Annotated in this window: 14 protein-coding genes, 1 pseudogene and 1 riboswitch; of the genes and pseudogenes, 6 read left to right on the plus strand and 9 right to left on the minus strand. The window is 70.5% G+C overall.

The window, feature by feature from the left end; all coding sequences use genetic code 11:
- Window positions 1–402 precede the first annotated feature (402 nt).
- Together FCI23_RS23370 and FCI23_RS56585 are read left to right on the plus strand one after the other, a co-directional pair.
- Window positions 403–843 (plus strand): hypothetical protein, encoded by a 441-nt coding sequence (locus tag FCI23_RS23370; RefSeq protein ID WP_136725896.1) that lies wholly within the window; start codon window positions 403–405, stop codon window positions 841–843.
- A gap of 157 nt (window positions 844–1000) precedes the next feature.
- Window positions 1001–1453 carry a hypothetical protein gene (locus FCI23_RS56585; protein WP_169316906.1) on the plus strand — a complete coding sequence of 151 codons (453 nt, stop codon included), beginning with the start codon at window positions 1001–1003 and terminating at the stop codon, window positions 1451–1453.
- Between the two features lie 47 nt (window positions 1454–1500).
- Here FCI23_RS56585 and FCI23_RS23385 read toward each other — a convergent pair whose 3' ends face one another.
- The 4 genes from FCI23_RS23385 to FCI23_RS23400 form a co-directional block, all read right to left on the minus strand.
- Window positions 1501–1875 (minus strand): hypothetical protein, encoded by a 375-nt coding sequence (locus tag FCI23_RS23385; RefSeq protein WP_136725899.1) that lies wholly within the window; start codon window positions 1873–1875, stop codon window positions 1501–1503.
- An 89-nt stretch (window positions 1876–1964) separates the two neighbouring features.
- Complete coding sequence (locus tag FCI23_RS23390; protein WP_136725900.1) at window positions 1965–2357, minus strand: roadblock/LC7 domain-containing protein; 393 nt, start codon at window positions 2355–2357, stop codon at window positions 1965–1967.
- A gap of 80 nt (window positions 2358–2437) precedes the next feature.
- Window positions 2438–3250: a transcriptional regulator gene (locus FCI23_RS23395; protein WP_246143923.1), complete on the minus strand. Its 813-nt coding sequence runs from the start codon at window positions 3248–3250 to the stop codon at window positions 2438–2440.
- Window positions 3247–3630, minus strand: coding sequence for a hypothetical protein (locus FCI23_RS23400; protein ID WP_136725901.1), 384 nt, complete (start codon window positions 3628–3630; stop codon window positions 3247–3249). The genes FCI23_RS23395 and FCI23_RS23400 overlap by 4 nt, the downstream gene beginning before the upstream one ends.
- 264 nt (window positions 3631–3894) lie before the next feature.
- Here FCI23_RS23400 and FCI23_RS23405 point away from each other — a divergent pair, with 264 nt between their 5' ends.
- The gene (locus FCI23_RS23405) at window positions 3895–5511 is read left to right on the plus strand and encodes an alpha/beta hydrolase (RefSeq protein ID WP_246143924.1); all 1617 of its coding nucleotides are present in this window, start codon (window positions 3895–3897) and stop codon (window positions 5509–5511) included.
- A gap of 220 nt (window positions 5512–5731) precedes the next feature.
- On the opposite strand, the pseudogene FCI23_RS23415 reads toward FCI23_RS23405, so the two are convergent.
- Window positions 5732–5989: pseudogene (locus FCI23_RS23415) on the minus strand (ATP-binding protein); the annotation flags it as partial.
- Window positions 5990–6086: 97 nt separating this feature from the next.
- Here FCI23_RS23415 and FCI23_RS23420 point away from each other — a divergent pair.
- Window positions 6087–8633, plus strand: a complete 2547-nt coding sequence (locus FCI23_RS23420) for a SpoIIE family protein phosphatase (RefSeq protein WP_136725904.1) — start codon at window positions 6087–6089, stop codon at window positions 8631–8633.
- A 74-nt stretch (window positions 8634–8707) separates the two neighbouring features.
- Here FCI23_RS23420 and FCI23_RS23425 read toward each other — a convergent pair whose 3' ends face one another.
- The 4 genes from FCI23_RS23425 to FCI23_RS23435 all read right to left on the minus strand — a co-directional run bounded on the left by FCI23_RS23425 (window position 8708) and on the right by FCI23_RS23435 (window position 13331).
- Window positions 8708–10840, minus strand: coding sequence for a putative bifunctional diguanylate cyclase/phosphodiesterase (locus FCI23_RS23425; RefSeq protein WP_246143925.1), 2133 nt, complete (start codon window positions 10838–10840; stop codon window positions 8708–8710).
- Entirely contained in the window at window positions 10837–10998 is a 162-nt protein-coding gene (locus tag FCI23_RS56590) for a hypothetical protein (protein ID WP_169316907.1), read from the minus strand. The genes FCI23_RS23425 and FCI23_RS56590 overlap by 4 nt, the downstream gene beginning before the upstream one ends.
- A gap of 204 nt (window positions 10999–11202) precedes the next feature.
- The gene (locus tag FCI23_RS23430) at window positions 11203–12369 is read right to left on the minus strand and encodes a transglycosylase family protein (RefSeq protein WP_136725905.1); all 1167 of its coding nucleotides are present in this window, start codon (window positions 12367–12369) and stop codon (window positions 11203–11205) included.
- Between the two features lie 2 nt (window positions 12370–12371).
- A riboswitch (cyclic di-AMP (ydaO/yuaA leader) is annotated at window positions 12372–12545 on the minus strand.
- A gap of 372 nt (window positions 12546–12917) precedes the next feature.
- A complete protein-coding gene (locus FCI23_RS23435) occupies window positions 12918–13331 on the minus strand; it encodes an ATP-binding protein (RefSeq protein WP_246143926.1) in 414 nt (137 codons plus the stop codon).
- A 259-nt stretch (window positions 13332–13590) separates the two neighbouring features.
- On the opposite strand from FCI23_RS23435, the gene FCI23_RS59980 reads away from it, so the two are divergent.
- Window positions 13591–13953: a hypothetical protein gene (locus FCI23_RS59980; RefSeq protein ID WP_246143927.1), complete on the plus strand. Its 363-nt coding sequence runs from the start codon at window positions 13591–13593 to the stop codon at window positions 13951–13953.
- A gap of 171 nt (window positions 13954–14124) precedes the next feature.
- On the plus strand, window positions 14125–14289 hold the full coding sequence (locus tag FCI23_RS59985) for a hypothetical protein (protein ID WP_246143928.1): 165 nt from the start codon (window positions 14125–14127) through the stop codon (window positions 14287–14289).
- The last annotated feature ends 21 nt before the right edge of the window (window positions 14290–14310 follow it).

The raw sequence follows: 14310 nt of genomic DNA on the forward strand, positions 1-14310 counted from the left end.
CGGCAGCCGGCACGGGCCGGAGGGCAGAGAGCCGGGCAGCCCCGTTGCCTCCGGGGCACTGCCTTCCCGGTCCGCGCCGGGAGCCCGGTACGTATGTCCAGGAACTGCCGAATGCCGGCCTCTCGGGTCATGGCGGCGCTGCCGATCAGCAGCGGTTCAACCCACCTGCCAACGAAGGGGTTCCGGCACTTCGGGAGGGCGCACGAGAGGCGCAGAGCATCTCCGGCAGGGGCGCGTGAACCCCTACCGGCACCTGGTGTGACGAAGGCCACATGGCGCGCCTCCGGTCGCGGCGGCAGCCGCGATTACCCGCGGCCGGCAACGGGAAGTGCTCGCTATGGCCGTGGCCGAGGCGCCCGGCAGGCCCGTGGAGGGCATCCGTCCCAGGGGGAGAAGCAGCCTATGCGCACCCATGCACGGCACAGTCGCGGCGAACGTACCCAGAGCTCATTGGAGGAGGGGGACGAACGCGCGAGGACGTATCAGCTTGCTCTGGTCGAGGACATCGAGGAGGCGTTCGAGGAGGAGGCCGAGGAGATCTGCCGGGTGCGCTGCCCCGACTGCTCGCGGCCGATCGCACTGCTCGTGGACGATGACGTCCTCCCGGAGCACGCGGTGTGCCCCACCCTGTGGAACCCCTTCGGTCTGACGGTCTGCCCCGGCTCGGGGCGCCTGGCGCAGGACGCCGCTCCGGCCGACGGGCCGCTGGAGGACATCCCGCAGGACGGGGCGGCGCTGCTGACGCTGCCGGCCGGACTGGACTGGCGCACCCAGCCGTTCTCACACGTGGGCGGCCCCGGCTCGCAGCCGGTGCGGGCCGTTCCGTACCAGCGCGCGGCCTGAGCCGGCTCGCAGCCTCCCGGCCCCGGTAGGGGGCGCATTCTGGCACACGTGCGCCCTCCGCGTGCGGGGAATGTTAGGGACCGGCGGACGGACTGCCCTTGAGGATACGGTCAGCGGGCGAACGCGTCCGTAGGTCAGGGGCAGGGAAGGTGATTCGGTGTCCGCAGCCCGTTCTTCAGTTGTGCGGTGGCTGGCGGTGGCGGCCGTAATGGTGCTCGGTGCGGGATGCGGGTCGTCCGCGGCCTCCAAGCACGCGGCGTCCGGCTCGTCGTCCGCTTCTCCCTCCTCCTCCGCCGCGCAGCCGAAGGCCAAGGCGGTGGGCCTGGAGCGGATCGCGTCGGCGATCGGCTGCAAGGCGTCGGTGCAGACCGACAGCCAGGAACTGCGGCAGGGCAACTGCGCCACGAAGAAGGGCCCTTACGTGGTGGTCACGTTCACCACGGAGGCCGGCAAGAAGGCGTGGCTGAAGGGCGCGGAGGAGTACGGCGGTTCCTATCTGGTGGGCACCCGCTGGGTGGTCCAGGCGAAGCCGGCGGCGCTGCTGCCGGTGCAGCAGGAGCTGGGCGGGTCCTTCGTGGCCGGAGTCGACCACTCGGCCCACAGCGGCTGACCACCCGCCGGGCACGCACGCCCATACGTGCGCGCCCGGCGGCCGGGTCAGACGTCGAGGTCGCCTTCGACGCGTTTGAGCTGATGGCGCGCCATGGCGAGGTTGGCCCGGGCACGGTCCAGGCAGAGGTACAGGAAGAGGCCCTTCCCGGCGCGTCCGGTGACGGGCCTGATCAGGTGGTATTGGGTGCCCAGGGTGATGAGGATGTCCTCGATGCCCTCCTTGAGGTTGAGCATTTCCATGGTGCGCATCTTGGCCCGGACGACGTCGGTGTTGCCCGCGGCCGCGACGGTGAGGTCGAGATCCTTGCCTCCGCCGAGGGTGCCCAGCGCCATGCCGCTGCTGTAGTCGACGAGGGCGACGCCGATGACGCCTTCGATCGAGGTCATCGCGTCCTTCAACGCGGTTTCGGTAGTGACCATGAGAGTCATGTTTCCTTTCCGTGGTGGTTTTGCCGGTTGCCTCGCGCCGGCCGCGGGTCGTCCGCGGCCGGCGCCGGTGGGTTGTGAAGTCATTTCCGCTCCTGAAGGTCGGGCGCGCCGGCGACCAGATCCCCGATGCGCCCGCTGGATCGGCGGGCCTCCAGGTGCAGGCGGCCCACGTTGGTGTCGGGTCCCGCCACGACGGTGAGGATCGCGGTGCCGCCGGCGGCGTACGTAGCCACATAGCCGTGCTCGCCGCGGGCGAGCAGCTCGCGGAACGCGCCCTGTCCGGTGGCGTCGGTGAGCCGCGCGCCCACGCCCAGCGCCGCAGCGGCCAGGGCCGCCATGCCCTCCGGCTCGGTGCCGCTGGTGTCGTGGGCGATCACCAGCCCGTCGGTGCTCGCGACGAGGCCGCCCGTGAGGTGCGGCACTCGGGCCCGCAGACTCCGGAGTTCCGCGAGTACCCCGGGCTCCATGGTCATCAGCTCTCTCCTTCCGGCGAGCTGCCGAAGCGCGCGCCTCCAGGGTCGGTCGGGGAGCGCCGCACGTTCGGGCAGTGCGGTCACAGGCGGGCCTCCAATGCGGCGCGGATCCGGATGAGCAGGGAGACGTCGGGGTCGGGGTCCGGATCCTCGCCCCCGGGACGGGCCGGGAGCGGGCGGTGCCCCCCGCCGGCCGGCTGCCGGGGTGTGTCGATGAGTCCCGCCGCGGCCAGCCGGCGTACATCCAGCACCGTGTTGAAGGCGGACCGCCCCAGCCGCCAGGCGATCTCCCCCGGGGTACGGGTTCCGTCGGCCGACTCAAGTACGGTGCGCTGGCTGGGCGTCGGACCGGTGCCGGGGCCGCTGTACGCCGAGCCGCCGGGCCGTGGCACCACCGGCGACACGTCCACCGCCGGCCAGGGCCAGACCCGGTCGAGCAGCGCGCGCCTGCGGCAGGCCTCGCGGCGCAGTACCTCGGCCGGTACCGGTCTGACCGGCCCGAGCCAGTGGGTGACGTCCGGCAGGAACCGCAGCCGGTCCGGCCCGGGGTCCGGCAGCAGGGCGAAGTAGGCGGCGTCGAACAGGGCACCCAAGTGGCAGAGTTCCAGTTCTCCGCGGGTCAGCCGGCCGTCTTCGACGAGATGGCTGCCCACCCGGCGGTCCGGTCCCGCCACGGCGACCGCCTTGCTCCAGTCCGCCACGGACAGCCGTCCGCAGGCGGTGAGCCTGGCTCCCATGTCGGGTGCCCAGGGGCTCTCGGCGTGGACCACCACGCCTTCGCTGAGGTAGACGGCTGCGCAGTGTCCGTGCAGCGCGCCGGTCGCCCGCTCTGCGGCGAGCCGGGCCAGGGCGGCGCCGAAGGCCTGGCTCTGGCTCTGAATATGACCTGTCACACCAGCACCAGCTTGTCGGCCAGGGCCCGCAGCCGGAACTGGGCCACCGCCAGATTGCCCTCGGCGCGGTCGAGCCACAGATACAGGAAGACGCTGCTGTCGAATGCCGTATCCAGGAACCGCATCAGGTGGTAGCGGCCGCGGGCGGTGATGATGATGTCCTCGACGGGGGCCCTCCCCCCGTTGTCGGCGGTGAAGGTGCCGCTCTCCACTGCGGCCCGGGCGACCTCGGTGGTCTCCGCCGCGGCCGCCTCATGGTCGTCGTCCGGCCCCTTCCCCATCGCGCCCAGGACGAGCCCGCTGCTCCAGTCGACCAGGCTCGCCCCGAGCACACCGGGTATCTCCATGGCCTCGGACAGGCATTCGTCTATTCCTGGCACGCGCCACCCCCTGGCATCCCCACCGCCACTTTCGGTAGAACCGATAACAACGGAAGGTAGTCCAACGGCCAGACGAACCAGACGAGTTGTGGCATTTTCCAGCGGCACATGCGGGCATCTGCACTATGCTCCGCCCTCATCCGCACCCCTGGACCGACACATCGAAAATGGGCGAATGCCTCCCCCATTACACCGGATTGCGACAGTATCGGCGCAGTCGGTAGCGACCGCATTCCAACCCTTTTGGGAGGCCTCGTGGCACCTGTGAAACGAGCAGTATCGGCAGCAACCGCCCTGGCGGCGCTGGCCGGACTGACCGCCTACGCCCCGTCAGCGGCCACCGCTCAGGTGCCCGGGCCGCCCAGGCGGCCTCCCGCCGCGCCCGTGTGGAAGTCATGCCACAGCGCGGCGTTCCCCAAGCTGTGGTGCGCCTCGGTCGAAGTGCCGCTGGACTACGCGCACCCGGACGGCCGGAAGATCACGCTCGCGCTGTCCCAGGTACCGCACACGGCCAAGGAGTCCCTCGGCCCGCTGCTGGTCAACCCCGGCGGGCCGGGCGGCAGCGGGCTCGCCCTTCCCGGGTTGGTCGCCGAGGCACTGCCGGCCGCGGTCTCCGCGCGGTACGACATCATCGGCTTCGACCCGCGCGGTGTCGGCAAGAGCGAGCCCGCGCTGAACTGCGAGCCCGGGCACTTCAAGTCCGTACGCCCCGATCCCGTACCGCACAGCGGCGCCGAGGAGAACGCGAACATCGAGCGGGCCGCGTCCTTCGCCAAGGCGTGCGGCAGCGGGAAGTACGGCAAACTGCTGGAACACATCGACACCGTTGACGCCGTCAAGGACATCGACGCTGTCCGGGCCGCGCTGCGTGCCATGCGAATCAGCTACTTCGGGTACTCCTACGGGACCTATCTCGGGGCGGTCTACGCCAAGCTCTTCCCACAGCGCGTCAGGCGGCTGGTGCTCGACAGCATCGTCGACCCAACCGGCGTCTGGTACGACAACAACCTCAATCAGGACTACGCCTTCGACGCCCGCTTCAAGGCCTTCACGGCCTGGATCGCCAAGGCGGACTCCGTCTACCACCTGGGCAGCGACCCGGGAAAGGTCGAGGCCGCCTGGTACGCGGTCCACGATGCGCTGCGCACCAGGCCGGCCGGCGGGAAGGTCGGGCCCGGAGAGTTCGAGGACACCTTCGTCCCGGGCGGGTACTACAACGGCTACTGGCCCGATCTCGCCACCGCGCTCGCCGCCTACGTCAACAAGGGCAACGAAAAGCCGCTCGTCACGCTGTACGGGAACAATGTCACGGTCGACGCGGCCGGGGACAACGGCTACAGCGTCTACACCGCGGTGCAGTGCCGCGACGCCCAGTGGCCCCGGAGCTGGCAGACCTGGCACCGGGATACCCAGGAGGTCTACGAAAAGGCACCCTTCCTGGCCTGGAACAACACCTGGTACAACGCTCCCTGCGCGTTCTGGCCGACCGGTTCGCGCAGGCCGGTCGACGTGTCCAACAGCCAACTGCCGGCCACGCTGCTCTTCCAGGCCACCGAGGACGCGGCCACTCCGTACTCCGGCGGCGTCATCATGCACAGCCTGCTGAAGAAATCCAGCCTGGTCGTCGAGGAGGGCGGCGGCAACCACGGCATCACACTCAGCGGCAGCAAGTGCCTGGACGGTTATCTGTCGGCGTACCTGGCCACCGGCAAGGTGCCGCGCGGCCACGGCGGCACGGCCGACGCGATCTGCCAGAAGCTGCCCGACCCGGTAGCTGCGGCGGCGGCGGCCGTCCCCGCCAAGGCCGCGGCGGCCGCTTCGGGCCCCGCGCCCGCCACCGGGGACAAGGGGCTGCACAAGCTGCTCGGCACGCGAGGCTAGGACGTGCGCGGCGGCTGATCTCCGCACGCCAGCCCCCGGGGGAAGCGGGGGTTAGTGCCGCGACCGGGAATGTTCGCCCGTCGAGGAGCGGTGTCCGCTGCGAGCGTGCGTGCCGCCCGCACGGCGCATGGCCAAGACGTCGAGGCACTTGCCGAGGACCCGGATGGTGCCGTCGGTGCCCACCGTCCAGCTTTGCGCGGATGTTCCGTTGCAGCCGGGACTAGCCGGCCGGGACCTCCTGCTCGGCCCAGATCGTCTTGCCGGTCTGGGTCTGGCAGGTGCCCCAGCCCTGGGTGAGCCGGGCCACCAGGAGGAGGCCACGCCCACCCTCGTCGAAGGCGCGGGCGCGGCGCGGGTGCGGGGCGGTGTTGCTGGCGTCGGAGACCTCACAGATGAGGGTACGGTCGAAGATCAGCCGCAGCCGGATGGGGGCCTGGGCGTGGCGGATGGCGTTGGTAACCAGTTCGCTGACGACCAGCACGCGCCCGTTTCCCAGATGCCCGGCTCAGGAATCCATCGCACATAAGGTACATATTAGATAAGACCGCACAGGCCCCACAGAGAGAAGGCCCTGCATGAACGGGCCGAACGAAGATCAGCGCTCCGCGGCGGCCCGGGCATTCGCCGAGGGCGGCCCGGTGGGCGCACTCATGTCCGGCGTCGACTGGGCGGCGGGGCCGCTCGGCCCTCCCGGGAAGTGGCCGCAGCGCCTGGTCGAAACCGTGCGGATCATGCTCTCGGCGGAGCAGCCGATGGCGCTGTTCTGGGGACCGGAATTCGTGCTGCTCTACAACGAGGGGTACGCGGCCGTCATCGGCTCCAAGCACCCACGGGGAGTCGGCGCCCGCGCACGCGACATCTTCCCCGAGGCCTGGGACGACACCACCGGCCAGCTGTTCCGGCGGCTGGTCGCCCAACGGCGGGCTCTGCTGACCAACGACTGGGAGTTCAGGCTCGAGCGGTACGGCTTCCTGGAGCAGGCGTATTTCGACACCTCCTTCCAGCCGGTGCTGATGGACGACGGCACCGTCGGCGGTGTGCTGTGCATTGTGACCGAAACGACCGACCGGGTGCTGGGCGAGCGGCGGCTGCGGCTGCTCACCGAGATCGGTTCCCGGACTGCGGGGCTGCCGACGCCGCAGGACGTCGCGCGGGCGGTGGCGGAGGTGCTGGCCGCGCATGCGGAGGATGTCCCGTTCGGCTGCGTCTATCTGGCCTCCGAACAGGGTGAGCTTCGGTTGGCGGGCACGGCCGGGTCCCCGGGAGTGGCGCCGGAGATCGTCCGGCCGGACAGCTACGGCGACCAGGTCGCGGGCCACCTGGCCAGAGTGCTGCGGAAGGGCGTACCGGTCGAGCTGCCCGCGGCGGGGTTCAGCGAGGAGGCTTCCGGGGAACAGCGAGTGCTCGCGCTGCCGCTGCCGTGCGCGGGGCGGCCGGCCGGGGTCCTGGTCGCGGGCGTCAACCCGCACCTCCCGGCCAGCGGCGCCTACCGGGACTTCTTCGATGTGCTCGTCTCGGGCATCGCGGCGGCGCTGTCGGCCGCGCTCGCTCAGGAGGAGCAGCGCAGACGGGCCGAGGAGCTGGATCGGGCGAAGACCGCGTTCTTCTCCAACGTCAGCCATGAGTTCCGCACCCCGCTCACCCTCTTCCTGGGCCCGGTCCAGGAGGCTCTGGCGGAGGAGGACCGCCCGGAGCGCCGGGCGCGGCTGGAGCTGGCCGAGCGCAACGCCCTGCGGCTGCTGAAGCTGGTCAACGCTCTGCTGGACGTGACGGATTCGGTCGACCTGGTGCTGACCGATGCGACGATGCCCGGTCTGGACGGCTTCGGTCTCGTCAAGGCGCTACGAGCCGATCACCGCACCGCCGGACTCCCGGTGATCATGCTCACCGCCCAGGCCGGCGAGGAGGCGGCCGTACAGGGCCTGCGGGCCGGCGCGGACAACTACCTCGCCAAGCCGTTCTCGGCGCGGCAGTTGCGGGCGCGGGTGCACGCCAACCTCGAACTGACCCGGATGCGCGAGCGGGTACTGGAGGAGTCCCGGCAGCACCTGGGCATGCTGGCCTCGCTCACCGAGGCGGGACTGCGGCTGGCCGCCACGCTGGATCCGGGCGAGGTACTGGAGACCGCCGGAGACCTGCTGATACCGGCGCTGGCCGACTGGATGGAGATCCGCCTGGACGACCAAGGGCCTTCGTACACCGCCGGAACGCGGAAGCCCGAGGAGACCGTCCTGTCCCTGCCGCTGGTCTCCCAGGACCAGGCGCTGGGCACCCTCACAGTCGCCCGGCACGAGGGCGGCCACTCGCGGTCCGAGCGCAGATACCTGGAGGACCTGGCGGCCCGGCTCGCGCTCGCCTACGACAACGCCGTCCGCTATCAGAACGAGCGCCGTCTCGCGCTGACCCTGCAACGCGCTCTGCTGCCCCAGCAGCTCCCGCAGGCACCCGGTCTCCGGATCGCCACGTACTACCGGGCCAGCTCGCACGGCACCGAGATCGGCGGTGACTGGTACGACGTCATCGCGCTGCCCGGCGGCTGTGTCGGGCTCGCGATCGGCGATGTCATGGGCCACGATGTCGACGCCGCCACGGTGATGGGCCGGCTCAGGCCGGCCCTGCACGGCTTCGCGCTCGACACCCCGGACCCGGCGCGGGTGCTCGCCAGGCTGGACACGTACCTGCGCTCGCTCGATGTGGAGCCCTTCGCCACCTGCCTGTACGCCCGGTACGACGCGGCGACCCACCGGCTGCAGTACGCCTCCAGCGGCCACCTCCCGCCGCTCCTGGTGGCAGGCGCCCGCACCTGCTTCCTGAAGCTCTCCCCCGGGCCGCCGCTGGGCGTGGGGTTGGGGGCGGCCGTGAACCACGAGACGGATCTGCCGCCCGGCGCGGGGCTGCTGCTGTTCACCGACGGTCTGGTGGAGAGCCGGACCCTGCCGATCAGCACCGGGCTCGCCGCGCTGCGGCGGACCTGCCGCAAACTGGCCGTCGCCACGCCCGACGACCCGCAACGGATCATCGACCGGGCACTGGAGCTGCTGGACGCCCCCGGCAGGGTGGAGGACGACACGGCGCTGCTCGCCGCGACGGCCCGATCCTGCGGCGAAGCGGAGCACGGCTGAATGCCCCGGTCGGATCCCGCGTCACCCGAGGATCATGTCCCGGCGAGGCCGCAGGTCAGGGCGGCGCCGCAGGCTTACGTGGCGTCGACCAGCGACAGCGCGTGAAGTCGTTCGGGCGGCCCCGGCCGGGCGTAGTACCAGCCCTGGGCGGTGTCACAGCCCAGGCCGCGCAGATGTTCGGCCTGGGTGCCGGTCTCGACGCCTTCGACGGTGACGGACATGCCGAGGGTGTGGGCGAGCGAGACAATGCCTTCCACGATCTTGAGGTCGACGGGGTCGACCGGCCGGTGCTGCATGCCGTGGGTGAAGGAGCGGTCGAGCTTGAGGGTGGTGACGGGCAGCCGGCGCAGTGCCGCGAGGTTGCAGTAGCCGGTGCCGAAGTCGTCGAGGGCTATGTCGACGCCGAGGTCGGCGAACTGCCGCAGCGGGCGGAGCGCCTCCTCACCGGCACCGACAAGGGCGGTCTCGGTCAGTTCCAAGCAGATGGCGGTGGGTTCGATCCCGGCTTCCTCCAGCACTGCGACGAAGTCGGTTACCAGGCCGGGCTGTTCGAGCTGGCAGGGCGAGAGATTGACGTTGACCCGCACCGGAGGGCCGTCGTCGCGCGGCAGTTGCCACGCGCGGGCCTGCCTGGCCGCCTGCACGAGCACCCAGCGGCCGAGCGGGACGATCAGCCCGGTGCTCTCGGCGAGCGGGATGAAATGGTCCGGGCCGAGGACGCCGTGCACCGGGTGGAGCCAGCGGACCAACGCTTCGGCGCCGCGTACGCTGCCGTCGCTGAGCCGGACCAGCGGCTGGTACTCCACGAAGAACTCGCCGCGCTCCAGCGCGGTGGGCAGACGATTGGTCAGACCGTGCCTGGTGATGGCGCGGGCGTCGGAGTCGGGGTCGGCGAGCGCGAAGCGGTTGCCGCCGGCCTCCTTGGCCCGGTACATGGTGATGTCGGCGCTGCGGAGCACCTCGGCCGGGCAGAGGGAGCCGACGGGGCCCTCGACGATCCCGATGCTGCACCGTACGGAGAGTTCACGGCCGTCGAGCCGGACCGGGGAGGAGAGAGCGGCGAGGATCCGGTCGGCGAGGCCGGTGACGTCCGCCCGCCCGGCGGGGTCGGTAATCAGGGCGACGAACTCGTCGCCGCCGATCCGGGCCACCATCTCGTCCTCCGAGGTGACGCAGGCCCGCAGCCGCTCTGCGACGGTGACGAGCAGGCGGTCACCGACGGAGTGGCCGAGGCTGTCGTTGACCGCCGTGAAGCCGTCGAGGTCGAGATAGCACAGGCCGACGCGGGTTGTACTGGTGCCGGGGGCCAAAGCATGTTCGAGGCGCTCGAAGAAGAGGGAGCGGTTGGGGAGTCCGGTGAGGGCGTCGTGGGTGGCCTCGTGGCGCAGCCGTTCATGGAGCAGCCGGCCTTCGGTGACGTCCTCCACGACTCCCAGCATGTACTGCGAGGTGCCGGCGGAGTCCCGCAGCAGGGAGACGGTGAGATTGGTCCACAGGACGGTGCCGTCGGGGCGCGGGTAGGACTTCTCGACGCTGTAGTGGTCGCGTTCGCCGCGGGCCAGTTCGGCCTGGAGCTCCCGCACGTGGGGGGTGTCGTCGGGGTGCACCCATTCGTTGGTGTGACGGGGGCGCGGCTGGTCCTCCACGCCGCCGAACATCCGGGTCAGCGCGGCATTCACGTCCAGGACCCGGCCGTTCATGTCGGCGATGCCGATGCCGACGGGCGCCCCTTCGAACACCGCCCGGAAGCGGGCTTCGCTCTCGTGCAGCGCCGCTTGGGCCTCGGTCCGGGCGGCGAGGGCGGCACGGGAGATGTCCTCCTGCTCGGCGAGGACGCGGGTCCGCAGGGCGCGGGTGAAGCCGGCGGCGATCCAGTGCTGGAGCCGGGCGCAGCGGGTACGGCTGTCCGGTACCGGTGGCCGGCCCTCGGGCGTGCAGTACGGCACCAGGCAGTCGTCGACAACCTCCAGGACGCGTGGCAGCGCCTCGGGGTCGGTGCAGTGGGCCGCTACGAGGGCGGCGCCGACCTCGGCGGCCGGCCGGGGGTCAAAGGGGTCCGCGGTGAGGGCCTCGCTCAGCAGGCGGGCCAGCGGGAGCAGGTATTCCTCGAATTCGGGGCAGGTCATCGAGGTGGCGGTGACCGGGTGGATCGCACGGCTCCAGACCGTCGCGAAGCGACGGATTCTGTCGTCCGGCCCGGAGTTCACGCCTCGCGCCCCACTGCGGCGAAGCCGCCGAGGACAGCCGGGCCGGAGCGGTTGCCGGCGTTGCCGCCCGGCCCGTCCGGACAGTGGTCGTGGATGCGGGACGTGTTCGGCACCGGCAGGTCGATGCCCCGGGATGCCCAGGAGGCCGGACGCTCCATCAGTGTCTCCAGCTCGTCTGCCGATCGGGGCTCGCCGCGCACAAAACGGCGTGCCTGTCCGAGGCTACTGATCGTCCGATGGAGAGGGAAGGAAAATAGAAATCTGCGGTCCGTTTCGGTCACGGTCCAAAGACATGTGCCTGCCCCCGCCTTCGGTTGGCGGGGGCAGGCACATGCCTTTCCTCAGAAGGTTCTGAGGGTCGTTCAGATGATCACACCGTGCTCGCGCAGGTAGGCGAGCGGGCTGATGTCGGAGCCGTAGTAGGGGGTGGTCCGGATCTCGAAGTGCAGGTGCGGGCCGGTGACATTGCCGGTGGCGCCGGAAAGGCCTATCTGCTGGCCTTCGGAGACGCTCTGGCCGGCCGAGACGGACAGCACGGACAGGTGGGCGTACTGCGAGTACCTGCCGTCGGCGTGCCTGATGACGACCTGGTTGCCGTACGCGCCGCCCCAGCCCGCGGTGACCACGGTGCCGGCGGCGATGGACTGCACCCTGGTGCCGGTGGCGACGATGAAGTCCTGCCCGGTGTGGTAGCCGCTGGACCACATGGCCCCGGCGGTGTGGTAGGCGGTGCCGAGGACGACGTAGTTCACCGGGGTGGTGTAGCCGGAGATGGTGCTGACCGAGGACACCGGGGCCGCGGAGGACGCGGCCTTGATCCGGGCGGCCTTGGTCTGCGCGGGCGCCGAGGCCGGCTTGGCGGCGGGCTTCGCGGCCGTCTTGCCGCCGAGCGACAGGACCTGGTCGGGGTGGATCAGGTTCGGGTCGGAACCGATGACGGTCTTGTTGTCGCTGTAGAGCTGGTGCCAGCCGCCGCTGACGCCGTGGGAGCCGGCGATCTTGGAGAGGCTGTCACCGTCGGCGACCTTGTACGTCCCGCCGCCGGTGGTCCTGGCCTGCGAAGCGGCGGGGGCGGACTGGGTCTTGGCCGCCGGGGCCCTCTTGACCGGCGCGCTCTTCGTGGCGGCCGCCGGCGCGGCGGAGGTGTCGGCGGCCTGGGTCAGGCCGGCCTTCGGACCGCAGACCGGCCACGCCTGGGGGCCCTGTCCGGCGAGGACCTTCTCGGCGATGGCTATCTGCTGCCCCTTGGTCGCCAGGTCGGCACGCGCGGCGTAGGCAGTGCCGCCGAATGCCGCCCAGGTGCTCTGCGTGAACTGCAGGCCGCCGTAGAACCCGTTGCCGGTGTTGATGCTCCAGTTGTCGGTGCTCTCGCACGCGGCGACCTTGTCCCAGGTGCTGGGGGCCGCCGCGTGGGCGCCGGTCGCGCTCACCAGCGGCAGGGCTATAGCGGCACCGGTCGTACCGGCGGCAGCGCCGATGCGGGTGAAGCGGCTGAAGCGCGGACGACGGTGCTTTCCCTTTGCGGGCATGCCGAATTCCTCTCCGACGCCTGCGAGGTAAGCTGTCGGGTTCGGGCTGGAGATGCCCGGCCGCAGGGCGCACCGATTCCGGTGCTCCACATGCGACTTCACCCCTAGCCGTACCGAACTTCCGGTAACGGCAACTGACCTGGGTCCCCCGCTCCTGCCGTAAGCGCTCTGGTTTCCGATTGCCGTGCGGCGGCAGGATTCGGCGTTCCGCCCGGCAGATTCCCGCAAGCATTTGACCTGCGGGACTGTGAAGCTAGACGACTGCCTCGGAGAAGGGCAAGAGCACTAAACATCTAGCTGGAAAATCCGTGAGGTGTCCATGAAGAACAGTAACTTTGCGTAGCCTGTGCCCGCTCCACGTGCACAGGCCACTGACCCTCTGTAATTCGATCAATTTCCCGCGTTACGATTAAGGAAAACAATCGACGCACAGTCGCGATGTCATTCCGCTGGGTGCTTCATGAGTGACAACGCTCACCTTCTCATTAATCCCCGGCCCGGCGATGTGCATTCAGTCGGGCGGAGTCCACCAACGCCTGGCCGCACCGTTATTGAACCGAGACCGACAGCTCGAACCAGACCGCCTTGCCCTCGTCCACCGGATGGCTGCCCCAGCGGCCGGCCAGGGCTTCGACCAGACGCAGGCCGCGGCCGCTCTCGTCCTGGACGTCCGCCCGGCCCGGCCGGGGTCGGGTCCGGTGCCCGTCCAGGACCTCGCAGTGCAGGATGCCGTTCTCCAGGAAGAGGTTGAGCCGCACCGGACCGGGAGCGTGACACAGCGCGTTGGTGACCAGTTCGTTCACCAGCAGCACCACGGTGTCGGCCTGTTCGACGATCCCCCAGGCGGCCAGTTGACCGCGGGTACGGTCCCTGGCCTGCCGCAGCGACGGCAGTCCCGGCCCGAGGGCGATGCCGCAGTGGACGCCGCCCGTGGAATGGCCCAGTGAAACGGTTTCGCGCATGAGCGTGACAATCCTTCGAACGCCTGTCGGCCGGTAGGCCGTGCCCGGACCCGCTCCACCCTGGACTCCCCGCCCGCCCGCGCGGACGGGGAGAAATACCTGTTCCGGTACCCGCTTCGCAGAGTGATCATTTGCCGTCACCTTCGAGCGGCGCCGGTCACCTTCCGCCCATGTGTTGGTATTTGTGGTTGATGTGCCTATAGCGCCCGGCACATCCCATAGCCTCTGGAACGGGATGAGATGAATGGGATAGGAGGAGATGCCCACAGTGCCCGAATGGACGGCAGACGGCTCACGGACCGTACCGGTGGACCGGCTGGAGCCGGGCGACCACTCGTGCATGGCCTTCACCGACAGCAGATCCCAGTGGCAGGTACTCACTGCCTACACCCGGACCAGCCTGGCCCGGAAGGAGAAGGTGCTGCTGGGGCGCGACCGGCCGGAGGACAGGACCTGGGTCCTGGAACCCGGGGTGCACGGCCGGCTGGTGGTGGACTACGAGGCTCCCTGGCGCCGCTGTTCGCCGACCGCCGGTTCACCGCGATCTGCTGGTACGACCGGACCCGGTTCGGCAACGAGCTGCTCACCTCCATGGACCGGGTCCACCCGATACGGGTCCTGAGAATGCCTCGACGCGCTCCATGTCAGTGACACCCCGGCGGGCCGGCGGATCGCCGGAACCGCCGATCCGGGCACCCGGGAGAAGTTCGTCGCCGCGCTGCGCCACGCGCTGCGGCAGCCCGAGCTGTGCAGCCCGTTCCACTTCGAACTCGACCTGAGGAACCTGTGCTTCATGGAAGCGCACTCGGCGTGGCAGTTGATCAGCGCCGCGGCGGCACTCCCGGAGGACAGCCGGGTCACCATCCGCTGCGGCCCGCTGCTGGAAGTCGTCGTGCGGGGCCTCGGCTCGGGCGCCGTGCCCCAGCCGATCCTCGAGGTGGAGCGGCAGCACCCATGACCGGCGAACGCCTCACGCGGA

Origin of the sequence: Actinacidiphila oryziradicis (assembly GCF_005047355.1) — a bacterium.
Taxonomy (GTDB): Bacteria; Actinomycetota; Actinomycetes; order Streptomycetales; family Streptomycetaceae; genus Actinacidiphila; species Actinacidiphila oryziradicis.